General features: G+C 63.6%; 23 protein-coding genes. 11 read left to right on the top strand and 12 right to left on the bottom strand.

Features of this window, described 5'->3' with window-relative positions; all coding sequences use genetic code 11:
- Positions 1–85: 85 nt before the first annotated feature.
- The 3 genes from ABR948_RS02295 to groES form a co-directional block, all read right to left on the bottom strand.
- Complete coding sequence (locus ABR948_RS02295) at positions 86–1,282, bottom strand: hypothetical protein (protein WP_428113774.1); 1,197 nt, start codon at positions 1,280–1,282, stop codon at positions 86–88.
- Between the two features lie 132 nt (positions 1,283–1,414).
- Positions 1,415–3,055 (bottom strand): chaperonin GroEL, encoded by a 1,641-nt coding sequence (gene groL, locus ABR948_RS02290; RefSeq protein WP_428113772.1) that lies wholly within the window; start codon positions 3,053–3,055, stop codon positions 1,415–1,417.
- A gap of 199 nt (positions 3,056–3,254) precedes the next feature.
- A complete protein-coding gene (gene groES / locus ABR948_RS02285) occupies positions 3,255–3,551 on the bottom strand; it encodes a co-chaperone GroES (protein WP_428113771.1) in 297 nt (98 codons plus the stop codon).
- A 345-nt stretch (positions 3,552–3,896) separates the two neighbouring features.
- Between groES and ABR948_RS02280 the strand changes: the two genes are divergently transcribed.
- The gene (locus tag ABR948_RS02280; RefSeq protein ID WP_428113769.1) at positions 3,897–4,412 is read left to right on the top strand and encodes a hypothetical protein; all 516 of its coding nucleotides are present in this window, start codon (positions 3,897–3,899) and stop codon (positions 4,410–4,412) included.
- Positions 4,413–4,521: 109 nt separating this feature from the next.
- On the opposite strand, the gene ABR948_RS02275 is transcribed toward ABR948_RS02280, so the two are convergent.
- Positions 4,522–5,295: a protein phosphatase CheZ gene (locus tag ABR948_RS02275; RefSeq protein ID WP_428113768.1), complete on the bottom strand. Its 774-nt coding sequence runs from the start codon at positions 5,293–5,295 to the stop codon at positions 4,522–4,524.
- A 293-nt stretch (positions 5,296–5,588) separates the two neighbouring features.
- Here ABR948_RS02275 and ABR948_RS02270 point away from each other — a divergent pair, with 293 nt between their 5' ends.
- The gene (locus ABR948_RS02270) at positions 5,589–6,392 is read left to right on the top strand and encodes a L,D-transpeptidase (protein WP_428113767.1); all 804 of its coding nucleotides are present in this window, start codon (positions 5,589–5,591) and stop codon (positions 6,390–6,392) included.
- A gap of 215 nt (positions 6,393–6,607) precedes the next feature.
- On the opposite strand, the gene ABR948_RS02265 is transcribed toward ABR948_RS02270, so the two are convergent.
- The 6 genes from ABR948_RS02265 to ABR948_RS02240 all read right to left on the bottom strand — a co-directional run bounded on the left by ABR948_RS02265 (position 6,608) and on the right by ABR948_RS02240 (position 12,570).
- A complete protein-coding gene (locus ABR948_RS02265) occupies positions 6,608–7,414 on the bottom strand; it encodes a DUF2076 domain-containing protein (RefSeq protein ID WP_428113765.1) in 807 nt (268 codons plus the stop codon).
- A gap of 134 nt (positions 7,415–7,548) precedes the next feature.
- A complete protein-coding gene (locus ABR948_RS02260) occupies positions 7,549–8,394 on the bottom strand; it encodes a ChbG/HpnK family deacetylase (RefSeq protein ID WP_428113764.1) in 846 nt (281 codons plus the stop codon).
- Positions 8,391–9,437 carry a glycosyltransferase family 2 protein gene (locus tag ABR948_RS02255; RefSeq protein WP_428113762.1) on the bottom strand — a complete coding sequence of 349 codons (1,047 nt, stop codon included), beginning with the start codon at positions 9,435–9,437 and terminating at the stop codon, positions 8,391–8,393. The genes ABR948_RS02260 and ABR948_RS02255 overlap by 4 nt, the downstream gene beginning before the upstream one ends.
- Before the next feature lie 86 nt (positions 9,438–9,523).
- On the bottom strand, positions 9,524–10,498 hold the full coding sequence (hisG, locus tag ABR948_RS02250) for an ATP phosphoribosyltransferase (RefSeq protein ID WP_428113761.1): 975 nt from the start codon (positions 10,496–10,498) through the stop codon (positions 9,524–9,526).
- The gene (locus ABR948_RS02245) at positions 10,495–11,688 is read right to left on the bottom strand and encodes an ATP phosphoribosyltransferase regulatory subunit (protein ID WP_428113760.1); all 1,194 of its coding nucleotides are present in this window, start codon (positions 11,686–11,688) and stop codon (positions 10,495–10,497) included. Before ABR948_RS02245 ends, hisG begins: the two co-directional genes overlap by 4 nt.
- A gap of 120 nt (positions 11,689–11,808) precedes the next feature.
- The gene (locus ABR948_RS02240) at positions 11,809–12,570 is read right to left on the bottom strand and encodes a 16S rRNA (uracil(1498)-N(3))-methyltransferase (protein ID WP_428113758.1); all 762 of its coding nucleotides are present in this window, start codon (positions 12,568–12,570) and stop codon (positions 11,809–11,811) included.
- Positions 12,571–12,776: 206 nt separating this feature from the next.
- On the opposite strand from ABR948_RS02240, the gene ABR948_RS02235 reads away from it, so the two are divergent.
- Together ABR948_RS02235 and ubiA are read left to right on the top strand one after the other, a co-directional pair.
- The gene (locus ABR948_RS02235; RefSeq protein WP_428113757.1) at positions 12,777–13,448 is read left to right on the top strand and encodes a hypothetical protein; all 672 of its coding nucleotides are present in this window, start codon (positions 12,777–12,779) and stop codon (positions 13,446–13,448) included.
- A 24-nt stretch (positions 13,449–13,472) separates the two neighbouring features.
- Positions 13,473–14,408 (top strand): 4-hydroxybenzoate octaprenyltransferase, encoded by a 936-nt coding sequence (gene ubiA / locus ABR948_RS02230; protein ID WP_428113755.1) that lies wholly within the window; start codon positions 13,473–13,475, stop codon positions 14,406–14,408.
- Here the strand turns inward: ubiA and ABR948_RS02225 are convergent.
- Entirely contained in the window at positions 14,405–14,929 is a 525-nt protein-coding gene (locus ABR948_RS02225; protein WP_428113754.1) for a DUF6101 family protein, read from the bottom strand. The genes ubiA and ABR948_RS02225 overlap by 4 nt on opposite strands.
- A 307-nt stretch (positions 14,930–15,236) precedes the next feature.
- Here ABR948_RS02225 and ABR948_RS02220 point away from each other — a divergent pair, with 307 nt between their 5' ends.
- The 6 genes from ABR948_RS02220 (at position 15,237) to lpxK (ending at position 20,837) form a co-directional block, all read left to right on the top strand.
- Positions 15,237–16,637: a TldD/PmbA family protein gene (locus ABR948_RS02220; RefSeq protein WP_428113753.1), complete on the top strand. Its 1,401-nt coding sequence runs from the start codon at positions 15,237–15,239 to the stop codon at positions 16,635–16,637.
- Complete coding sequence (locus ABR948_RS02215; protein ID WP_428113751.1) at positions 16,624–17,457, top strand: 3'(2'),5'-bisphosphate nucleotidase CysQ; 834 nt, start codon at positions 16,624–16,626, stop codon at positions 17,455–17,457. Before ABR948_RS02220 ends, ABR948_RS02215 begins: the two co-directional genes overlap by 14 nt.
- A 106-nt stretch (positions 17,458–17,563) precedes the next feature.
- On the top strand, positions 17,564–17,812 hold the full coding sequence (locus ABR948_RS02210; protein ID WP_428113749.1) for a DUF4170 domain-containing protein: 249 nt from the start codon (positions 17,564–17,566) through the stop codon (positions 17,810–17,812).
- Entirely contained in the window at positions 17,809–18,525 is a 717-nt protein-coding gene (locus tag ABR948_RS02205; RefSeq protein ID WP_428113747.1) for a lysophospholipid acyltransferase family protein, read from the top strand. The genes ABR948_RS02210 and ABR948_RS02205 overlap by 4 nt, the downstream gene beginning before the upstream one ends.
- A complete protein-coding gene (locus tag ABR948_RS02200; RefSeq protein ID WP_428113787.1) occupies positions 18,485–19,822 on the top strand; it encodes a 3-deoxy-D-manno-octulosonic acid transferase in 1,338 nt (445 codons plus the stop codon). Before ABR948_RS02205 ends, ABR948_RS02200 begins: the two co-directional genes overlap by 41 nt.
- Positions 19,815–20,837, top strand: a complete 1,023-nt coding sequence (lpxK, locus tag ABR948_RS02195) for a tetraacyldisaccharide 4'-kinase (protein WP_428113745.1) — start codon at positions 19,815–19,817, stop codon at positions 20,835–20,837. Before ABR948_RS02200 ends, lpxK begins: the two co-directional genes overlap by 8 nt.
- On the opposite strand, the gene ABR948_RS02190 is transcribed toward lpxK, so the two are convergent.
- Positions 20,834–21,061, bottom strand: coding sequence for a DUF2093 domain-containing protein (locus ABR948_RS02190; protein ID WP_428113743.1), 228 nt, complete (start codon positions 21,059–21,061; stop codon positions 20,834–20,836). The genes lpxK and ABR948_RS02190 overlap by 4 nt on opposite strands.
- A 197-nt stretch (positions 21,062–21,258) precedes the next feature.
- Between ABR948_RS02190 and ABR948_RS02185 the strand changes: the two genes are divergently transcribed.
- Positions 21,259–22,095: a dienelactone hydrolase family protein gene (locus tag ABR948_RS02185; protein ID WP_428113742.1), complete on the top strand. Its 837-nt coding sequence runs from the start codon at positions 21,259–21,261 to the stop codon at positions 22,093–22,095.
- Positions 22,096–22,098 lie beyond the last annotated feature (3 nt).

Genomic DNA, 22,098 nt, shown 5'->3' with positions numbered 1-22,098 from the left:
CCGCTAAGACGCGGCATGTCAAATGCACGATTGCATGGAGATGGTGCATTCCGAGGCCACCGGAATAAGCACCAGCGGCATCGTATTATTTCCAGGCCGATTTATCCGCGTCCCAGCGCTGGCCCTTGAACTCCTTCGCCAGCGCTTCGACGGAGCCGTTATCGGCCTTTTGCTCGCCTTCCTCGTCGCCGCTGGCTTCATCGGCCAGATTGAGTTTTGCGCCCGCGGTCTCGTCCGCCGTCGAGATCGCCGGATTGCCGATCCACAGCATCAACCGGTCGGACGCGCCCGGCTTGTCCGGTGCCACCAGGGCTGTCACCTCAATTGTTTCGGTGAGTTCGAGCGCGGGAAATATCCGGCTCGGCCGCTTGAACGTCAATTTCAGCTTGCCGGTGTTGGCGCTCCATGCCGCCGTCGACGATTTTGCCGAAAGCGTTCCGGCCAGCACGTTGGCGATCGCCGCGGCGAGCTTGTCCCGGTCAAGCCGGTCGCCGTCGCGCCAGTCGGCGGCCGCAAAACGGATGGTGCGCTCCATCTCCACCACGCCGGTGGTCCAGCCGACAGCGACGACACCGGGCAATGATTTTGATTTCGCGATCAGGGCCGCGGCGCGATCCGGATCGACGCTGAGGGTGATGGTCTGCTCACCGGCGCGCATCGCGTCGCATGTGACCGCAAGGCTGCCGAGGGAAACCTCGACGTTCTGTCCCTTCAGCCCTTTGAGGAAATCCAGCGCCGCGTCCAGCTTGATCCGCACGCCGACCGATTCCGGCGACACTTCCGTAAAATCCTTCGGCGTCGCGGTGATGCCGTCATCGGTCGTCTGGTTTTCCTCGAATTCCTTTTCGCTGATGTCGGAATTGTCGCTCGAGGCTACCTCGGTCACGGTCTGGCCGATGCTGATCTGGCCCTTGAACTCGAAATTGTCGCCGGTCGGCTTGCGCACCAGTTTCACCGTAACCGGCAATTTGTCGCCAAGGCTCTGGGTGGTGCCGGTCAAGGTCTGACCATTGATCGCGAGGTTGGCGACAAAGCGGTCCTTGCGGTCGGAGCCTTTGGCCGCGGGATAGCAGACATCGAGCGTCGCCGCGGTGACGGTCTTGCCCTGGCGGGTTTCCTTGAGGATGACGTCGGCATTGCCGTCCATCAATCCGTCGATGGCCGTGAAATAGCGAATCTCGTTGGCGCCGGGCGCGGCCTTTGGCGAGAGCTTCATCTGGCCGTAGGCCAGACCGGTCGAGGCCGTCATCAGTCCGATCAGGCAGAGCAGAAGCGCGCGCATATGGAATCCTCGCAAGAAAGAATCGGCAGCCGACGCCTTCACTAGCAAACCCCCGCACAATTCGCCAAAAAGAAGGCCGCCCGGAGGCGGCCTTCTTCGATCGATATCGATCATGCTGGCGGAGAAGGGCCCTTAGAAGCCCATGCCGCCGCCATGTCCGTGCCCGCCGCCGGGCGCCGCCGGCGCCGGCTCCTTCGGCATTTCGGCGACCATGGCTTCCGTCGTCACCAGCAGGGCGGCGACGGAAGAGGCGTCCTGCAGCGCGGTGCGGACCACCTTGGCCGGGTCGATGATGCCCTTGGCGACCATGTCGACATATTCTTCGGTCTGGGCGTCGAAGCCGAAGGTCTCGGACTTGTTCTCGAGAATCTTGCCGACCACGATCGAGCCTTCCACACCGGCGTTCTCCGCGATCTGGCGGATCGGCGCTTCCAGCGCTTTCAGCACGATATTGATGCCGGCCTGCACATCGGCGTTGTCATGGTTGATGCGGCCGACGGCCCGCTTGGCGCGCAGCAGCGCCACGCCGCCGCCCGGCACGATGCCTTCCTGCACGGCCGCACGCGTCGCGTTGAGGGCGTCCTCGACGCGGTCCTTCTTTTCCTTGACCTCGACCTCGGTCGCGCCGCCGACGCGAATGATCGCGACGCCGCCTGCCAGCTTGGCCAGACGCTCCTGCAGCTTTTCGCGGTCGTAGTCCGAGGTGGTCTCCTCGATCTGGGCCTTGATCTGGCCGACGCGGGCTTCGATGTCCTTTTTCTTGCCGGCGCCGCTGACGATCGTGGTGTTTTCCTTGTCGATCACCACCTTGCGCGCGCGGCCGAGCATGTTGACCGTGACGCTTTCGAGCTTCATGCCGAGTTCATCCGAGATCAGCTGACCGCCGGTCAGGATCGCGATGTCTTCCAGCATCGCCTTGCGGCGATCGCCGAAGCCGGGCGCCTTGACGGCGGCGACCTTCAGCCCGCCACGCAGGCGGTTGACGACCAACGTGGCCAGGGCCTCGCCTTCGACATCTTCGGCGATGATCAGGAGCGGCTTGCCCGACTGTACCACGGCCTCCAGTACTGGCAGCATCGACTGCAGGCCGGACAGCTTCTTCTCGTGCAGCAGCACGTAGACGTCCTCGAGCTCGGCGGTCATCTTGTCGGCGTTGGTGACGAAATAGGGCGACAGATAACCGCGGTCGAATTTCATGCCCTCGACGATGTCGACTTCGGTCTCCAGCGACTTGTTCTCCTCGACGGTGATGACGCCTTCGTTGCCGACCTTCTGCATCGCCTGCGCGATCATCTTGCCGATCGCGGCGTCGCCGTTGGACGAGATCGTGCCGATCTGGGCTACTTCGGAAGATGACGCCACCGGCTTGGCGCGCTTCTGGATGTCCTTGACCACGGCCGTCACCGCAATCTCGATGCCGCGCTTGAGGTCCATCGGGTTCATGCCGGCGGCAACCGATTTGGCGCCTTCCCGCACGATCGCCTGCGCCAGCACGGTGGCGGTGGTGGTGCCGTCGCCGGCGGTATCGTTGGTCTTGGAGGCGACCTCGCGCAGCATCTGTGCGCCCATATTCTCGAACTTGTCCTCAAGCTCGATTTCCTTGGCGACGGTGACGCCGTCCTTGGTGATGCGTGGCGCGCCGAAGCTCTTTTCGATCACGACATTGCGACCCTTGGGACCGAGCGTCACCTTGACGGCGTTGGCGAGAATATCGACGCCGCGCAGCATGCGATCGCGTGCGTCTCCGGAAAACTTAACGTCCTTGGCAGCCATTTGAATACACTCCTGATGGATTGGATACGGTCGATCGCCGCGCTGTTCACCTTCATTGCCGGGCTTGACCCGGCAATCCATCGGCCTTCGCTAGAATCTTCCGAAGAGGATGGATGCCCGGGTCATCTAGCGCGAAGACGCGCCTCGCGCTTTTGCCCGGGCATGACGACTGTGGTGTGCGGCGGCTGTGTGGGTTCGTTTAGGCCAGCACGCCCATGATGTCGGATTCCTTCATGATCAGGAGTTCCTCGCCGTCGAGCTTGATCTCGGTGCCCGACCATTTGCCGAACAGTACGCGATCGCCGGCCTTGATATCGATCGGAACGAGCTTTCCAGCCTCGTCGCGCCCGCCGGGGCCGACCGCGACCACCCGGCCCTCCTGGGGTTTTTCCTTGGCGCTGTCCGGAATGATGATGCCGCCCTTGGTCTTTTCCTCGGCGTCGATACGCTTGACCACGACACGGTCATGCAGCGGACGAAATTGGGTTTTAGCCATGACAGTTCCTTTTGAAGGCTTCGTTTTCAGGTCTGGTTCAGGTCTGGTGTGCCATCGAAAGTGGATGGGAGTACGGGCGTATTCGACACCGCCAAGGGGCTGACAAGGGTCGGACAGCTCGCACCCTTAGCAATCGCGCTTTCGGAGTGCTAATTGTACGCCCGGGAATATGGCTTGACGCCGATCCTGTCAAGCAAATGGGGTTAAGCCCTTGGTGAGGCAGATATAGGATGCTTGAGGAAACTAAATCGGAGCGCCGGCGTAATTTGCTGGACATCATTGCTCCGACAGGAGTTTTACGCTTGGCTGCGGATCGGTGCGGCCGGGAATTGCTTGGGGGAAGCCATGGTCAGGTCACGTAGCGCGCGTACGGTTGCCAATCTGGGGATCGCTTCGGCGCTGACGATATTCCTGGGGGCTTGCAGCAGCATGAGTCTGCCGTCTTTTTCATCGTCGCCTGCGGTGGCGCCGGAGCCAAGTGCCGCACCCGAGATGCCGGCGACCATCCGCTCGGACGAGATTGTCGGCCGCTGGGGCCTGGCGTCGTTCCAGAATCCCAACGATCGCGCGCGTACCGAAGTCGCGGCCCGGGCACAGTGCAAGCAACCTTACGTGATCGGGGCCGGCGCCACCGGCGGCGTGATCATGCATCTGGCCGATCAGGCGACGCCGCAGGAATTGCGCCTCAAGGGCAGCCCGAGCGGCAAGAACTATATCGGCCCGCCCGGACCGGCCGGTGGCGAACAGGACCGCGAAATCGTTTCCTTCGACGGGCGCGTCCTGATCACCCGCTTCACCGACAAGGATGCGGCGACCCGTTACGGCAATATGGTCTACGTTCGCTGCGCCCCGCGGGCCTAAACTGGAATTTCGTCATCCTGAAATAAAAACGCCGGCCTCTGGCCGGCGTTTTCGTATTGTTTTTGTGGTGGCCGGGCGCTGCGCTCCAGCCACCTGAAGTAATCGAGGCTTAATCGAACAGCGCGTCGATGTCGTCCTGCGAGGCGTGGCCGACGTCGCCCTCAACCTTCGGACCGTTCAACAGCCGGGCGTCACCCTCGCGATGATCAACGATCGCCGGCGCGTGCGCCTTGATGGCGTCGACGCCACCCCAGATATCCATCATGACGGTGATGTGATTTTCGATGAACTTCATCGTGGTCATCACCTTCTTGATGCGCTGACCGGTCAGATCCTGGAAATTGCAGGCCTCGAAGATCGAAACCACGCGTTCCTGGATTTCCTCGCTGAGCAGCTTTTGCTGATCCGGCGAAGTTACCCGGCTCAAAGCGGTCGCGGCGTTATCGATCGATTCCGCGGCTTCGAGGATCTGCTGGGTGGCTTCTTCGGTACCGCCGACCACGGCGCCGAGTTCGCCGTTGACCTTGGCCATTTCCTCGCCGTTGAAACTGTTGCCGTGCAGCACCGCGATTTCGCGTTTGGTGCGGCTGATCGCATCATAGATGAGATCGAGTTCGACCTTGAGCTTCTCGCACTGCTCGATCTGGGCGCGATAGGTTTCGAGCAGCGCTTGGGCTTCAGCAGCCTCGCGCGACAACGAATCGCCGATGGTTCCTGCTGCCACGCTGTGGCCGGGGGTGCCCATCTGGGCACGGATGGCGCGCAACTCGGACATGATCTCGCGATGCATGGGCCCGACCTCTCCACTGTCTAATTCCGGTGGCATCGGCATGTCGCCGACAATGGCTTCTTCGATACGAAAACGTCTGCGATGAACCGGCATGAGACTTTCCCTGAACCTTCACTCCTCACGTTTTACGCAGACTCGATTTAACATGGAGTTCACGCCGGAAATTGTTCTGGGTGCCGATGTTGATCGCCGATACCAACGATTAACCATGCATGCGCCGCGTTCACCGAAAATAAACGCTACCGGCCAAAACCGCGCGCAATTGACGACGTGGTGAATCGAAACGCCGTTTCTGTTTACCAAACCGATGCGGTTTTGATCTTAGCTGGCGATGTGCAAAGGCGCCGCTCCGGCGCTCCCAAGACGAAACAGTACAGAGTACGTCGATGTCCCATAAAATGTATCTTGCGCTCCTTGCCGGCGCGTCTCTTCTGGATGCCGGACTTCATCAGGCCGTCGCGCTTGACGCTGCGGCGGTCCCGGAACCCGTTGTGATCTATGCCAACCAGCCCCCACAGCGCCCCGCGGCGCCGGTGCGGATGGCTTCGGCCGATCAGTCCAATCTGGGCGGCGGCTTCATCCAGTTTCTGTTCGGTGATGCGCCGCCTCAAGGCGATCGTTACCGGCAGCAACCCGGCTATCAACAGCAGCCATCATTCCAATCGCAGCGTCCGCTGTTGCCGGGGGAGCCGCAACAAACCATGCGTCAGCAGGAAAATCCGGGCGAGCCCGCGCATCCTGCCTTTGATCCGAAATTCGAGAAGCAACTCGTCGATTATCACGGCAAGGAGAGCGCCGGCACGATCGTCGTCGACACGCCCAACAAATTCCTGTTCCTGGTACAGGGCAACGGCAAGGCGATGCGTTACGGTATCGGCGTCGGCCGCCCCGGGTTCACCTGGTCGGGCGTCAAGCAGATTTCCGCCAAGAAGGAATGGCCGGATTGGACGCCGCCTCCGGAAATGCTGGTGCGTCGCCCCGATTTGCCGCGGCACATGGAAGGCGGTCCGCAAAATCCGCTCGGTGCCCGTGCGATGTATCTGGGATCGTCGCTCTACCGGATCCACGGCTCCAACGAACCCTGGACCATCGGTACCAACGTGTCGTCGGGCTGCATCCGGATGCGCAACGAAGATGTGATCGACCTCTACAGCCGCGTCAATGTCGGCGCGCGGGTCATCGTTATCTGATCGGTGTCATCTGATCGGCTTTGGTCTTGAAGAGAAAACGGCCGCCCGTCCGGGGCGGCCGTTTTTCGTTGCGCTAGAGCATGATCCGGAAAAGTGGGAACCGGTTTTCCCTCGCGACAAACGCCAGAGGCGTTTGCGCGGAGATCATGCTCAAACCAGAAGATGGACGACGAGCATGATTCAACCCAGTTGAATCATGCTCTAGCAGAAATTCGTCAGGCGTAGTCACTGTCGCCGTCGCTGCCGAAATCATCCGAATCGAGATCCATGTCGTCGTGATCGTCGTTCGATGCTGAATCGAAAAATCCTGCACGCGAACTGTCGTCGGCGCGGCCCGCGGATGAACCGATATCGTTGACCCCGGCGTCGCGTGCCAGTGCGCTGCCGGATTGATCGCTCCATGGGGTCTGGCTCACGGCGCCGTCGCCGAGAGATCTGTCACCAAGGCCTGCGGTGTCGCCGAAGCTGTGATGGCTGCCTCCCATCATCGAGCGGATGCTGCCGAGCAGCAGCGATCCGCCGACCACGCCGGCGGCGGCCGCCGCCGCGGTTCCCAGAAACGAACCGCCGCCGCCCATCATGCCGCCCATGGGGGATTGCGGCGCGCCATAGGGCTGACCGTACGGACTCTCATTGTAATATTGTCCCGCAGGCTGTGCCTGCTGCATCACCTGGCCGCTGTTCCAAACCGGACGGCTGGGGATTTCGGGTGGCCGGACGTTCGGCACCGAGCCGCGCGGCTGGCTTTGTCCGAATATCGAATCGCGCATCGAATCGAGGAACCCGCCGGACGCATGTTGGTCAGGCGCGCCGGCGGCTTCCAGTTCCTGGATGCGGCTGTTGGCACGCCTGAGCGCTTCATCCTGGACCAGGACCGTCTGCACCAGCGCGTAAACGGCATTGGGTGCCATGCGCAAGCCTTGCGCGATGGCCGCCGTGGCGTCCGAATCGCGCGGCGCAGCCTCCATTTTGGAGAGCCGGTCGAAAAGATCGTCAACCAATTGGCGTTCTTGCGGCGTCATGGAGTTTCTCCCTCGCTTGAAAGCGCGGGGCAGATGTAGGGGCGCTTTGTGTCGCAAGTAGTGCTGTCCGAGATTAAATTTATGTATGCGACAAAGCGTCCCCGGGGAGGGGCGGGAAATACCAACCCGAAATATCAGCCCAATGTAACTTTATTCGCCGCCAGCAAAGGCAGGAAGTGCTCCCCGCCGAGAAAGGCGTATTCGCGTTCGCGTTGGTCGGTCAGCGGATCGAGGCTGACCAGGACTTCGTCGACCAAGCCGGGGTGACACATGATCACGCCGTGTTCCGGCAGGCCATCGAGAAATTGTCGCATCAGCGCGCCGAAATCGGCTTGCCGTGAGAAATCATAGGCGCCGGCGAAGCCGGGGTTGAATGCGATATCGGCGCGCGAGGCACGGCGGCGAAACTGCGCGCTCAAGGTGTCGAGAACCAGTGCCTTGGGCGAATGGAGCCGCCGGGCCAGGGGCTGACGGCGTCCGCCCTGGCGGACCCAGGCGTTGGGGGCGGCCTCTTTGACCGCCATCAGAAACGCATCGCGTATTTGCGGAAACAGCTGCGCATGCTGATGACCATCGACAAAGTCCGGCGCGCGGCCGAACAGTTCGCCGAAGGTCGCCAGTTGCACCCTCAATTCGGCGTGGATGATTTCCGGGTCGAGCCGCCGCAGCAGACCCGCGCGCAGCAGTTTCGGAAAGCTCGGGAACATGCCGCCATCGAGCGGCTGATAATGCATGGTCAGGGGCCGAAACGGCGCCGTTAAAGTAACGTGCAGACCGATGGCGCAACGCGGGCTGTCGGCGGCGAGGGTTTGAAGCGCGCTCGCTTCGTCACGGCCGATGGTCGGGCCGACCACCATCACCGAGGTGGCATTGAGGCGGCCGCGCCCGATCAGGTCGCGAATGGCGTGGTTGACGCCGGGACTGATACCGTAATCGTCGGCGCACAGCCAAATGCGGCGCGGCGGCGCGGCGTCGTTCATTCGGCGGCGGTCCTCTCGCCGGCGCCGGTATCGGTCTTCGCTTCGACGCGTTTCTCGCTGTGTTCAGCCACGAAATAGATCGGGCGGGCTTTCAGTTCTGAAAGGATCTTGCCGATATATTCGCCGACAATGCCGATCATGATCAGCTGGACGCCGCCAATGGTCATCAGGCCGACCACCAGCGAGGGATAACCGGGGACCGATTTTCCACTCATCCAGGTTTCCCAGAGGATCGACAGGCCGAACAGGAAAGCCGCCGAAGCGAGCAGCACGCCGAGCAGGCTGGCAAAACGCAGCGGTGCGACCGAGAACGAGGTCAGGCCTTCGATCGAAAGCCCGACCAGCCGGCCCGGGCTGAAGGTGGTGACGCCGTGGGCGCGGGCTGCGGGTTCGTAGTCGACGCGGATCTGACGGAATCCGATCCAGCTGGCGAGGCCCTTGAAGAAACGGTTGCGCTCGGGAAGCTGGCGCAGCGCCGCCGCGGCGCGTGGCGACAGCAGCCGGAAGTCGCCGGCATCTTCGGGAATCTTCTGCCGTGCGCCCCAATTGATCAGTGCGTAGAAGCCGTGCACCGCGAGCCGGCGCAGAAACGATTCATTGTCGCGGTGCGCCTTGGCGGTATAGACCACGTCGTATCCGCCATCGATCCAGTGACCGACAAGCTTCTCGACCAGATCCGGCGGGTGCTGACCATCGCCGTCCATGAACAGGACGGCCCCGCGCCGGGCGTGATCCAGTCCCGCCATCAGCGCGGCTTCCTTGCCGAAATTGCGTGACAGCGACACCACCTGGATATCGAGCGCATCGGCCGCAAGCCCGCGTGCGATACTGAGCGTCGTGTCGGTGCTGCCGTCGTCGACATAGACCACCTCGCAGGCCAGGCGGTAGCGGTCCTTGAGCGTTCCTGCCAAATCGCCGAGCCGCTGGTGCAGAAGCGCCAGCCCGGCGGCTTCATTATACACCGGCACCACGATCGATAACCCTTGCGCCGCAGCCGTAGCCGCGGTCGTCGACAGGCCAGAAACATCCGTACCCAGCATCATCGATCAGGTTCCAACCATCCGAAAAACACCATATGGCACCGGCGGCGCATTGTCGCTACGGGGGTGGGCTGCGGCCCTCCGCCTCACTACCGCAAGAAGGCCTCAAGCCTGGCGAACAGCGGATTGTCGCGGTCGAGCACATAGTCGAGCGACGCCACCGAAACCGTCTCGGCGCCGTGGGTGCGAAGGAAGCTGCCGAGCGCGTAAAGCTGCGCCGGCGGACAATGCAGCGTCACCATTCCCGACGACGTCGGGCCGCCGAACGGGGACACCACGCCGAAGCGATTATGGGCCTCGGCGAGCAGTGCTGCGTTGCACCCGGCAAAGCGGGTGCGGACTTCCCGATACTTGCTGGCGCGGGCCCGGGCCGCGATGTGATCGAGGATGACGCGCGCGGTCTCGCGCGCCTCGCTCGACCAGTCGGCGTCGCGCGAGGCCACGAGATTGGCCTGGCTGCGCAGGATCACGCCGTCGTCGAGCACCTTGAGACCGTTGGCGGCCAGCGTCGCGCCCGTCGTGGTGATATCGACGATCATTTCCGCGGTGCCGACTGCCGGCGCACCCTCGGTCGCACCGGCGCTTTCGACGATCCGGTAATCGACGACGCCGTGGGAAGCGAAGAATGTCCGGGTGAGATTGATGTACTTGGTCGCCACCCGCATCCGCCGGTTATGCTGCTCGCGGAAGCCGGTGGTGACATCGTCGAGATCGGCCATGGTGCGGACGTCGATCCAGGCCTGCGGCACCGCCACCACGACATTGGCGCTGCCAAAGCCGAGATTGTCGATCAGCAGGACACGCTTGTCGGCATCGGTGATGCTTTCGCGTACCAGGTCTTCGCCGGTGACGCCGAGATGCACCGCACCGCGTGCCAGCTGCGAGGCGATCTCGCTCGCCGAGAGATAGGCGATCTCGACATTGTCGAGGCCGTTGATGGTGCCGCGATAGTCGCGGGCGCCGCGCGGCTTGGCCAGCGAAAGGCCGGCACGCGTGAAGAAGGCTTCGGCGTTTTCCTGCAGGCGCCCCTTGGAGGGAACGGCGAGAACGAAGGGTGCGCTCATGACACGCTCCCTTTCGCGGCAGGCGTGTTCGAGGCAGGCTTGTTCGCGTCAGGCTTGCCGATGTTGGCCAGGGTTTCGACCCAGACCGAGAATCCGACCGCCGGGATCGCGGTCGGGGAGCCCAGCCGCTTCAACAGCCCGTCATATCGGCCGCCCGCGACCAGTGGCTCGATGCCATTGCTTTTGGCATGCAGCTCGAATTCGAAGCCGGTGTAATAATCGATGCCGCGCCCGAATGAGGTGGAGAAGCGGGTCAGGCGGGTTTCGACGCCGCGCGCGGCCATGAAGCCGACCCGGCTTTCAAACGCATCGATCGCGGCGGTGAGGTCGAGCTTGGTATCATCAGCCAGGGCGCGCAGCTGTGCGATCGCATCGTCGGGATCGCCCGCAATGGCGAGGAAGCGCTTGATGGTCGAAAGCGCGTCGCGCGGCAGCGCGCCGCCCTTCAATGTCGACTGTTCCAGGAAGCGATCGGCGATCTCCGAAACCGAGCGCCCGCCGACATTGGTGGTGCCGGCGATCGACATCAGATCGGTCACCAGCGCCAGCGCCGCCTTGCGATCGGAGCCGGCCAGGGCCGCGAGCACCCCCTCATATTCGTTGCGGCCAGGTGCGGTCGCCAGAGTCAGGCGCTCGATATCCTGCGCCAGGCTGATCTTGCGATTAAAATCCTTGATCAGCCGCCGCCGCCACACCGGGTAAAGATCGAGGGCGTCGATCAGCGCCGTGAACAGCGCGACATCGCCGGTGCGAATCTCGACCTCGGTCAGGCCGAACGCGCTGGTCGCCTCCAGCGCCAGTGCCAGCATTTCAGCATCGGCGGCGGGCCGATCCTGCCGTCCAAAGGATTCGATGCCGGCCTGCAGGAACTCGCTGGGTTGGCCGCCGCGATAGCGGAACACCGGGCCGAGATAGCTGAACCCGGCCGGCTGCCCGACTTGGGCAGACGCGAGATAATCCCGCGCGACCGGAATGGTCAGATCGGGGCGAAGGCACAATTCCTCGCCGCTGGCGTCGGTGGTCAGATAGAGGCTTTTGCGGATATCCTCGCCGGAGAGATCAAGAAATGGCTCGGCAGGCTGCAGAATCCCCGGTTCGGCGCGGCTGTAACCGGCTTGCGCGAACGACAATAGCAGTGCGTCCGCCCATGCGGCGGATCCGGTCGCGCGAGGGGCGGCGGTCAGGCTCATTTCGACGTCCAAATAACCCGGCAGCGGGTTCCAAGGGGGTTGGGCGCAGCCCATAGCATGGCCCGCGCCGGGTTTCGACAGGGATCGGGCAAGTGCCTTAATCAAGTGTCTTAATGCCGGCTACCCCGCCGAACCGCGATCGGTCCAGTCGCCGAGTGCCGTCTGAACCAGCGCCAGCGCGGCCACCGCGGCGGTGTCGGCGCGCAGGATCCTCGGCCCCAGCGAAAGCCTCAAGGTTCGTGGCTGCCGCAGCAGGATGGCGCGCTCTTCCTCGGCGAAACCACCTTCGGGGCCGATCAGGACGTCGGTGCCGTGGGCCGTCGACAGGCCGCTTTGCAGCGCTTGCAGCGGATTGAGTACCTCCGCGGCCTCGTCGCAGAAAACCAGCAGGCGCCCGGTATTGCGCTGGCTCAAATAACGATCGAGCGGGACCGGGTCGGCGACCGCTGCAATGCTCAGGATGCCGCACTGCTCGGCCGCCTCGATGACGTTGGCCCGCATCCGCTCGCCGTTAACCCTGCTGACCTGGGTGAAGCGGGTCAGAACCGGCTGCAGCGACGATGCGCCCATCTCGACCGCTTTTTGGACCATGTAGTCGAGCCGGGCGTGTTTCAGCGGCGCAAAGATGTAGGCGAGGTCCGGCAGCCGATCCTGCGGCCGGGTCTGGGTCATGATTTCAAGACTGTCGGCCCGTTTGCGGCCGGCGATGGTGGCCTGCCATTCGCCATCGCGTCCATTGAACACGAGAATGGTGTCGCCCGCGGACAGACGCAGAACGTTGCCGAGATAATTGCTCTGGTCGCGCTCAAGCGTGGCCGTCTCGCCCGGCGCCAATGGCGCCTCGACGAACAGCCTCGGTTGGCGAAAATCGAGTTGGGGCATGGTCAATGTTCCAATCCGCGGCGTTTTAGCCCAAAGGATGAGAATTTACGCGATTATTGGCGCTCCGGCGCGGCATGGCGCCGCGCTGTCGCCCAATTCCACGGGTTGTTAAGGGCTGGCAAGAATCGTAAAATACCCTATCGGAGTCGCTCTTCTATCGGGAAGACGCTTAAGGGCCATTGGACCTTGCCTGAGGAACAGCTTTGATGATCCGTCGTCTGATTGTGCCGCTCACCGTGGCCCTCGCTACTCTCTATGTCGGCCAGGCCTTTGCCCAGGGTGCCTTTCCAGCGCCGCTGCCCGGTCGTGCCGCTGCCGCGGCCAGCGATCCGGCATTTCCGCCGGTCAACGGAATGGCGCCGACTCCTTCCTTTGGCGCAGCGCCGAGCTCGTTTCCGGCAACCGGCGCAGCGCCCTTCGGCGGCGGCGGCGGTGGCCAAGGGTTCGCGCCGCCAGGGCCATCGCAGCAAGGCGGCGACGATTGCATGAAGGGATTCTTGCCGTTGCGCGAAGAGGCGGAGAAACGCGGCAAGCTGATCAAGACCGCGAGCGATCGGCATGCGACGCCGGCAGAAGCCTGCAAGCTGATCGGAAATTTCGCCCAGGTCGAGACCAAGATGATCAAATATGTCGAGACCCACGCCGCGCAGTGCGGGATTCCACCGCAGGTGCAGGACCAGTTGAAGAACGGCCACAAGAATACCGAGAGCATGCAGCAGAGGGTCTGCGCGGCGGCCGAGCAAGGGGCGCAGCAACAGAAGCCGGCTGGCCCAAGCCTGAGCGAGGTGCTGGGTTCTTCGGCCGCGCTGCCGGAGGTTAACACCACCAAGAAAGGCAGCACGTTCGATACCTTGAGCGGCAACGCCCTCGTGCGATGACCAACATCAGATGACCGAACTCAGATGAATGGCGCCGCCGCCCGCGTTGCGGACGCGACCGGCAACTGGGTCGACACGCTCGCGCCGCGATGGTCGCGGCCTTATCTGCGGCTCTCCCGCCTCGACCGGCCAATCGGGTCCTGGCTGCTGCTGATGCCGTGCTGGTGGTCGGCTGCACTGGCCGCCGGCGTCGCCCACGCGGTCTGGCAATTGCCTCTCATCATCGTGCTGTTCTTCGTCGGCGCTTTTGTCATGCGTGGCGCCGGCTGCACCTGGAACGACATCACCGATCGCGACCTCGATGCGCTGGTCGAGCGCACGCGCTCACGGCCGATACCGGCGGGCCAGGTGAGCGTGCCGCGGGCGGTGGTGTTTCTTGTCGCTCAGGCACTGATCGGATTGGCGGTGCTGGTGCAATTCAACCGCTTCGCGGTGGCGACCGGTATCGCGTCGCTGCTGATCGTCGCGGTCTATCCGTTCATGAAGCGGATCACCTGGTGGCCGCAGATCGTGCTCGGGCTGGCATTCTCCTGGGGCGCGCTGATGGGATTCGCCGTGACGTTCGGGCGGATCGATGCGGCGGCGGTGTTGCTCTATGCCGGCTCGATCGCATGGGTGATCGGCTACGACACGATCTATGCACACCAGGACGCCGAGGACGACGCGCTGATCGGAATCAAGTCGACCGCGCTTTTGTTCGCCGCGCGCACGCATCAGGCGTTGCTGGTGTTTTACGCGCTGGCGGTGGTTTTGATCGGCGCAGCACTGGTGTCGGCCGGCTCGAGTTTTCCGGCGTGGGTCGGGCTTGCCGCATTCGCCGCGCATCTGATCTGGCAGATCAGGCGTCTGGACACCGGCAATCCCGCTTTGTGCCTGCGGATTTTCCAGTCCAACCGCGATGCGGGGCTGTTGCTGTTTGCCGGATTGCTCGCGGATGCGGTGCTGCGGGCCGGGGTTTAATCCCTGGCGATGATCTCGCGTTCGCCCTGATGGATGTTGGCCGGGTTGAGCAAGTCGCCGCCGCGCCGCCGCACCAGGAATTTCGGACGCCGGGCCCGGATCGCGTTGTGCCGCCGACGCCGCGCGGCCGGCTCGCGGGCCTCGTCTTCGGGCAACAGCGGAAGCGCGAAGATGTCGCTCCACATCTGCCAGGCCGCCGCGATCTCCTCGCGATCGGAACTCACGCCGAGCGGGATGCTCAGTGATGGATCGCGGTGAACCAGAACGAGCATCTGGGCGTCGTCGATGCCGCGCAGCGCGACGCCAAGAAAATCGCGCACGCGAACGCTGACCGCCATCTGCATGCCGTGGACGGCGCGATGCAGAACGACGCGTTCGCGGTGAAGTTCCACTCTGCGCACGCCGCCGTCGGCGCGGGCATCATGCGCATCGAAACTGACGGGCAGAGAAAGAGGGTCGAGCCGCAAGGCGCGGCTCGACCCGGCGGGATTGATCCCGCTTGTTGCTGTTTGACGCCTCACGGCTTTATCTCCCCGCCGGGATTATGCTCCCGGTCGATACGCGAGACCTTAGCCGGGCCGTGTCCGAAATCGCTTAAAAAGGCTGGTTAACCCGGCGTCACCGGTGCTGCATTCGCCCGCATGATTGACAAGACCTTGGCCCACATGATTGACGAGACCTTGCCGCGCGCTTGAAAATCTTTGGTTTTCGGCGCGTGAAAATGCTTGAAGTCCGTGTGAATCAGGCACATCTCATGTATCAGTTGATTTGCCGACGCGTCGCCTCCGGTCCTCCGTCCATCCTCCTTCAATTCGCGGGATTCTGTTTGTGATCTCTTCACCATCCGCGGCATCGCCGCTTTCGGCAAAAGCCGGTACCTCCGATCTGTTCGATCAATCCGCCCTCAGCACGCTGGCGCAGCGTCTCGTCGAGGCGGCCCGGCGCGCCGGCGCGGACGCCGCCGACGCCGTGGCGGTGCGCGGCGTTTCGCAAGGTGTGGAGGTGCGCGACGGGCGCGTCGAGGAATCCGAGCGTTCGGAAGGCGATGATGTCGGGCTGCGCGTGCTGGTGGGACAGCGCCAGGCGGTGGTCTCAACCAACGATGTCAGCGGCGATGGTGTCGCCAGGCTCGCGGAGCGCGCCGTCGCGATGGCGCGTGTCGCGCCCGATGACAAATATGTCGGTCTTGCCGATCCGGCGCTGCTGGCGCGCGATTTTCCCGATCTCGATCTGCTCGACCCCAAGGTTCCCTCGACATCGGAACTTGAACGGCGTGCCTGTGAAGCCGAAGCGGCGGCGCTCGCCGTCAAGGGCGTCACCAAGTCAGGCGGCGCCTCGGCCTCGACGGGCATCGGCGGCATGGTGCTGGTGACCAGCACCGGCTTTCACGGCTCCTATCTGCGTTCCAGCCAGGGTATCTCGATGACCGCGATATCGGGCGACGGCACCGGCATGGAACGCGACTATGACTTCACCTCGGCGCCGCATGCCTCCGATCTCGCCTCGCCCGAAAGCGTCGGCCGCACCGCCGGCGAACGCACGGTGGCGCGTGCCAATCCGCGCAAGGTCGAGACCTGCAAGGTGCCCGTCGTGTTCGACCCGCGCGTATCGGGTTCGATCGTCGGTCACCTCATTGGCGCGATCAATGGCGCGTCGATCGCGCGCAAGACCAGCTTCCTGAAGGACCGTCTCGGCGAACAGCTGTTTGCCAAAAATATCCGCATCATCGACGATCCGTTGCGGGTGCGCGGATTGCGTTCGCAGTCGTTCGACGCCGAGGGCGTCAAGGTCGAGAAGCTGGCCATCGTCGACCAGGGCGTGCTGACATCATGGCTGTTGGATTGCGCGACCGCGCGCGAACTCGGGCTGACCACGAACGGCCACGCCCAGCGCGGTGTATCATCGTCGCCATCGCCGGGATCCTATAACCTTCACCTCGAAGCCGGCGAGCCTACTCCGGCCGAACTGATATCCGATATCAAACAGGGATTTTACGTTACCGACCTGATCGGCTCCGGTGTCAATGGCGTGACCGGCGACTACAGCCGCGGCGCATCGGGGTTCTGGATCGAGAACGGCGAGATCACCTATGCGGTGAGCGAGGTGACCATCGCGGGTCATCTGCTCGAAATATTCAAGTCGCTGGTCCCCGCCAACGATCTGGTGTTTCGTTATGGCGTCAATGCGCCAACGCTGCGCATCGAGGGATTGACGCTTGGCGGACGCTAGCGCCGGAAGTGTAGCTGACAAGACTTTGACGCGCGATGTCCTGACGCGCGATGCGGCGTTGCTGGCCGATACGGTGCGCGAGGCCGGTGCGCTGGCGCTGTCCCTGTTCCGCACCGAGCTGAAGAGCTGGACCAAGGGCGCGTCGTCGCCGGTTTCCGAAGCCGACATCCGGGTCAACGACCTGATCGAGAGCAGGCTTCGATCCGCCACGCCGGACTATGGCTGGCTGTCGGAGGAAAGTGCCGACGACGAAGCGCGGCTTGAGAAGCACCGGGTCTGGATTGTCGATCCGATCGACGGCACCCGCGGCTATCTTGCCGGCCGCGAAGACTGGTGCGTGAGCGTGGCGCTGGTCGAGAACGAGCAGCCGCTGCTGGCCGCCGTGTTCGCGCCGGCCAGCGATGAATTTTTCTTCGCTCAGCGCGGACAGGGCGCCGTGCGCAACGATGTGCCGGTTTATGCGACGCCCGGCACCGAGCTGGATTTTTCCCGCATGGCGGGTCCGAAACCGCTGGTCGAACGGCTCAGGCTGGGGGCCGGCGAAATCATCCTTCATCCCCGTATCGGATCGCTGGCGCTGCGGCTGTGCCGGGTCGCGCATGGAGGGCTCGATGCGGCCTTTGCGGGTGGCCAAAGTCGCGACTGGGACCTTGCCGCGGCCCATTTGATCGTGCAGGAAGCGAATGGTAACATGACCGCGCTCTCCGGGGATTCGATCCTCTACAATCGCCGGGAGGTAACGCACGGGGTGCTGGTGGCAGCGGGACGCGATCGTCATGCAAGCATTGTCGAGCATTTTCGGAATAGCCCGTTGTCTTGAGCTCCCCGATGCGCGCTGAAAATCTTGCTCGCCAGGCACTGCGTCAGGGAAGCACTGCGTCAGGGAAGCACTGCGTTAGGGAAGCACCGCGTTAGGAAAAGAGAACATGCCAGATAGTGCTCCGCAGCAATTGCTCCATCTCGTCATCGGAGGCGAACTGATCGATCTTGAGCACACCACGTTCAAGGATCTCGATCAGGTGGAAATCGTCGGCGTATATCCCAATTACGCGACCGCCCATGCGGCCTGGAAGGCCAAGGCGCAGCAGACGGTGGACAATGCCCACATGCGCTATTTCGTCGTCCATCTCCACCGGCTGCTCGACCCGGGTCAAGACACGAAGCCTGCCAGTTGAAAAGATTACTCCGTAATGTGCTGCGCAGCAGCTGGGTCCAGCGCGCTGCGGGGTTTCTCGCGGCCGAGTTCCTGCGGCTGGTCTGGCTGACCAACCGGTTCAGTTTCGATCCGCCGGATGTCTATGACATCGTCGAGCCGCAGATGCCGGCGATTTTGGCATTCTGGCATGGCCAGCACTTCATGACGCCGTTTATCAAGACCAAGGAAAGCCATCGCGGCAAAGTGCTGATCTCGCGGCATCGCGACGGCGAGTTCAATGCGCTCGCGGCCGAGCGGCTTGGGATCGGCACCATCCGCGGTTCCGGCGATCACGGCTCGGCGTTTCACCGCAAGGGCGGCGTCGGCGCGTTCAAAGAGATGGTGCGCGCGCTCGCAGAAAATTATAACGTCGCGCTGACCGCTGACGTGCCCAAGCGCTCGCGCATCGCCGGCCTTGGCATCATCATGCTGGCCCGGGAGTCCGGACGGCCGATCATGCCGTTCGCAATGGCGACCAGCCGCTTCTTGCGGCTGAAGAACTGGGACCGCACCACGATCAATCTGCCGTTCGGACGAGGGGCGCTGGTGGGAGGCGAAATTATCATGGTTCCATCCGACGCCGGTGCACAGACGATGGAAGAATTGCGTGCTCGGCTGGAGGCGACCCTGAACGATGCGACCCGCCGTGCCTATGCGCAGGTCGGCCGTCCGGAAGAGGCGGGTCATGGCTAATTCCCTGCCGATGACCCTGCGCGTCTACCGCAGGCTGTCCGCCGCGGTCATGCCGCTGGCGCCGGCGTTGATCAAGCGGCGGCTGAAACAAGGCAAGGAGGATCCCGCGCGGATCGGCGAGCGCCGTGGCATGAGCCGGGATATCCGGCCGCATGGACCGCTGGTCTGGATTCACGGCGCCAGTGTCGGCGAAGTGCTGGCCGCGGCGGCCTTGATCGAGAAGTTGCGCGCCCTGAATATCCGCATCCTCCTGACCTCGGGCACGGTGACCTCGGCGGCGATCGTCGCCAAGCGGTTTCCCGCCGACATCATCCATCAATATGTGCCTTACGATTCGCCGCGCTATGTCGCGCGTTTTCTGGATCACTGGCGGCCGAGCCTGGCGCTGTTCATCGAATCCGATTTGTGGCCGAATCTGATCCTGTCGAGCGCGGCGCGGCGGCTGCCGATGGTGCTGATCAATGGCCGGATGTCGCATCGCTCGTTTCCGCGCTGGCGCCGCGTCAGCGGCACGATCTCGGCGCTGCTTGGCCGGTTCGACGTCTGCCTGGCGCAATCGCCGGTCGACGCCGAGCGTTTTACCGCGCTCGGCAGCCGCAACGTCGTGACCACGGGCAATTTGAAACTGGATGTTGCCGCGCCGCCGGCCGATTCCGCCAAGCTGGAGCGGTTGATGTCGGTGACGCGCGGCCGCCCGATCATCGTCGCGGCATCGACCCATCCCGGCGAAGAAGACATCCTGATTGCCGCGCATCGCACCCTGGCGGGATTCTTTCCATCGCTGCTGAGCGTGATTGTGCCGCGGCATCCGGATCGCGGTGAGGCGATTGCCCGCATCGTCGCGGCTTCCGGGCTGCATGTGGCTTTGCGTTCGCGCGAGGAACTGCCGACCGCGACCACCGACATCTACGTCGCGGACACCATGGGCGAGTTGGGACTGTTCTACCGGCTGGCGCCGATCGTGTTCATGGGAGGTTCGCTGGTCCCGCATGGCGGCCAGAATCCGATCGAGGCGATCAAGCTCGGCGCCTCGATCGTTCATGGGCCGCACGTCTTCAATTTCACCGATGTTTACGAGGCGCTCGACGGCGCCGGCGGCGCCAAGCGGACCGACACGACGGAAGCGCTGGTCAAGCAACTGGGCCAGTTGCTGGCCGATCCGGCGGCGCGCGACGCGTCGGTTGCGGCCGCGGAGCAGGTGGTTGCGCAACTCGGCGGCGCGCTCGACCGCACGCTGGCCGCGCTCGAACCCTATCTGTTGCAATTGCGGCTCGAAATGGGGGCATCCAATGCATGAGCCGGCCTTTTGGTACCGGCCTTCATCATGGATGTCGCGATTTCTGATGCCGCTCGGCGCCATTTATGGCGTGATCACCGGCCACCGGTTGCAGCGCGAGGGATTTGACGCCGGCATCCCCGTGCTTTGCGTCGGCAATTATCATGTCGGCGGCGCCGGCAAGACCCCGACGGTTCTGGCCCTGGCGAAATTGCTGCGCGAACTCGGCGAGACGCCGGTCGTGCTCAGCCGCGGTTATGGCGGACAATTGCGCGGACCCATCATGGTCGATCTCGGCCGCCACGCCGCGTTCGACGTCGGCGACGAGCCCTTGATGCTGGCGCGGACGGTCCCGGTGGTGGTCGCGCGCGACCGTATCGATGGCGTGGCCCTGGCGCGCTCGCAAGGCGCCAGCGTGATCCTGATGGATGATGGTTTCCAGAATCCGGCGATCGCCAAGGACGCCTCCCTGATCGTGATCGATGCCAACCGCGGCCTCGGCAATTCTTGCGTGTTTCCCGCCGGTCCGTTGCGGGCACCGCTGCCGCCGCAACTGGCCCGCACCGATGCCCTGATCGTCATTGGCCGTGGATCGGCGGCCGAAGCGGTCGCCGCTGCCGTTGCGGCGCGGGGCAAGCCGGTCTTGTCGGCGCAGCTTGAGGCAGACGATGCCTCGGTCGCATCGCTGCGCGGCAAGCGCGTGCTGGCCTTTGCCGGGATCGGCGATCCTGCGCGGTTTTTCAGAACGCTGCGCGACAGCGGCATCGAGGTCGTGCTGGAGCGCGCCTTCGCCGATCACCACGCGTTTTCAAAAGGTGAGATCGAGACGTTGACCACTGAAGCCAAACGCGATGCGCTGACGCTGGTGACCACGGAAAAGGATCTGGCGCGGCTGCGCGGCCGCGACGGTCTGCCGCCCTGGGCGCAAGCGATTGTGCCGTTCGCGGTGACGCTCCGGTTTGGCGATGCCGTACAATTACGGAAATTCGTGGCCGACCGGTTGTTCAGCGCGCGCGAGACGAAATTTCGCCGCTAACCCTGCGCTTTCAGGGCGCCGGGAAAATGCCGTTCCAGCACGGCGCTGGGGATGGCGTAGGCCTCCTGCAGATCGACGCTCCAGTATTTCAATTCGTCGAGCGGTATCCGCACGTCGGTCACCGCGCAGCGCACATAAGTCCCCGGTGAGATCACGCGGAAATCGCCATCCAGATATTGCAACTGCGCTTCGCCATGGCCCGAGGGACCGAATTTATTCAGCACGGATAGAGCTCTCCGATCGGTTTCAGTTCCCGGTACCGCGACCGGGCAACATTCAGAAATGGTATCTAGCATAAATAGGTCGTGGTGTCCGCCCGTCAAACCCACCGATTTGTGATGAATTTACGTGTTTGCCACATGCTAGCCTTGACGCCCATGGATTGCTGCTGTGCCAGCACCAAAACGGCCCGGTAACCGCGATGCGCCTTCTGTCAGCAATTGCATTCCTGGCATTGTTTGCCGCGGCCAGCGCGGTGGATGCGGCGCCGTTGCCTGCCCCGCGTCAGGTCGACATTCCCCTGAGCGGCGGGACATTGCACGCGCAGCTTTACAAGCCCGAAGGTGACGGGCCGTTTCCGACCGTGATCGCGCTGCACGGATGCGGCGGATTGTCCGGTCATGCCGAGCCGATCCTGCCGCGCTATCGCGATTGGGCGGAGCAATTGCTGAAGGACGGCGACGCCGTGTTGTTGCCGGACAGCTATGGCTCGCGCGAGCTCGGTCCGCAATGCCGGGTTGGGGATCGCCGGATCCATGCCCGTCGCGAACGGGTGGCGGACATCATGGCAGCGAGACAATGGCTGATGCAGCAGCCCTGGTCGGCGCACGACCGCATCAGCCTGCTGGGCTGGGCCAATGGCGCCAGCGCGCTGTTGTGGGCGGTGCGTCCGCAATTGTCCTCGCGCGGTACCGAGCCGGACTTCCGCTCGGCGATTGCGTTTTATCCGGACTGCCGTCTCTCGTCGGGGCTTGGATGGAGCGCGCGCGTTCCGACGCTGCTCCTGATCGGCGCCAAGGACGACGTCAGTTCGCCGCAGGCCTGCCATCAGATGATCGATGGCGCGCGGGGGCGCAGCGCGCTGACGCGGATCGTGGTCTATCCCGACGCCTACCATGATTTCGACCGCGCCAATTTTCCGCTGCATGCGCTGGCCGGAACGTCCGATGCCACCCTGCCCGAACGCGGCCATCTCGGCACCGATCCCGAGGCGCGCGCCGATTCGCAAAAGCGCGTCGCCGAATGGCTGGCGCGGTAATCT

Origin of the sequence: Bradyrhizobium sp. (assembly GCF_050014615.1) — a bacterium.
Taxonomy (GTDB): domain Bacteria; phylum Pseudomonadota; class Alphaproteobacteria; order Rhizobiales; family Xanthobacteraceae; genus Bradyrhizobium.
This window is presented reverse-complemented; position numbering and strand designations above follow the sequence as displayed.

Bases quoted from the DNA above. Each gene is read 5' to 3' on its own strand.
- ABR948_RS02295 (WP_428113774.1), bottom strand. From the start codon at position 1,282: ATGCGCGCGCTTCTGCTCTGCCTGATCGGACTGATGACGGCCTCGACC.
- groL (WP_428113772.1), bottom strand. From the start codon at position 3,055: ATGGCTGCCAAGGACGTTAAGTTTTCCGGAGACGCACGCGATCGCATG.
- groES (WP_428113771.1), bottom strand. From the start codon at position 3,551: ATGGCTAAAACCCAATTTCGTCCGCTGCATGACCGTGTCGTGGTCAAG.
- ABR948_RS02280 (WP_428113769.1), top strand. From the start codon at position 3,897: ATGGTCAGGTCACGTAGCGCGCGTACGGTTGCCAATCTGGGGATCGCT.
- ABR948_RS02275 (WP_428113768.1), bottom strand. From the start codon at position 5,295: ATGCCGGTTCATCGCAGACGTTTTCGTATCGAAGAAGCCATTGTCGGC.
- ABR948_RS02270 (WP_428113767.1), top strand. From the start codon at position 5,589: ATGTCCCATAAAATGTATCTTGCGCTCCTTGCCGGCGCGTCTCTTCTG.
- ABR948_RS02265 (WP_428113765.1), bottom strand. From the start codon at position 7,414: ATGACGCCGCAAGAACGCCAATTGGTTGACGATCTTTTCGACCGGCTC.
- ABR948_RS02260 (WP_428113764.1), bottom strand. From the start codon at position 8,394: ATGAACGACGCCGCGCCGCCGCGCCGCATTTGGCTGTGCGCCGACGAT.
- ABR948_RS02255 (WP_428113762.1), bottom strand. From the start codon at position 9,437: ATGATGCTGGGTACGGATGTTTCTGGCCTGTCGACGACCGCGGCTACG.
- hisG (WP_428113761.1), bottom strand. From the start codon at position 10,498: ATGAGCGCACCCTTCGTTCTCGCCGTTCCCTCCAAGGGGCGCCTGCAG.
- ABR948_RS02245 (WP_428113760.1), bottom strand. From the start codon at position 11,688: ATGAGCCTGACCGCCGCCCCTCGCGCGACCGGATCCGCCGCATGGGCG.
- ABR948_RS02240 (WP_428113758.1), bottom strand. From the start codon at position 12,570: ATGCCCCAACTCGATTTTCGCCAACCGAGGCTGTTCGTCGAGGCGCCA.
- ABR948_RS02235 (WP_428113757.1), top strand. From the start codon at position 12,777: ATGATCCGTCGTCTGATTGTGCCGCTCACCGTGGCCCTCGCTACTCTC.
- ubiA (WP_428113755.1), top strand. From the start codon at position 13,473: ATGAATGGCGCCGCCGCCCGCGTTGCGGACGCGACCGGCAACTGGGTC.
- ABR948_RS02210 (WP_428113749.1), top strand. From the start codon at position 17,564: ATGCCAGATAGTGCTCCGCAGCAATTGCTCCATCTCGTCATCGGAGGC.
- ABR948_RS02200 (WP_428113787.1), top strand. From the start codon at position 18,485: ATGCGCAGGTCGGCCGTCCGGAAGAGGCGGGTCATGGCTAATTCCCTG.
- lpxK (WP_428113745.1), top strand. From the start codon at position 19,815: ATGCATGAGCCGGCCTTTTGGTACCGGCCTTCATCATGGATGTCGCGA.
- ABR948_RS02185 (WP_428113742.1), top strand. From the start codon at position 21,259: ATGCGCCTTCTGTCAGCAATTGCATTCCTGGCATTGTTTGCCGCGGCC.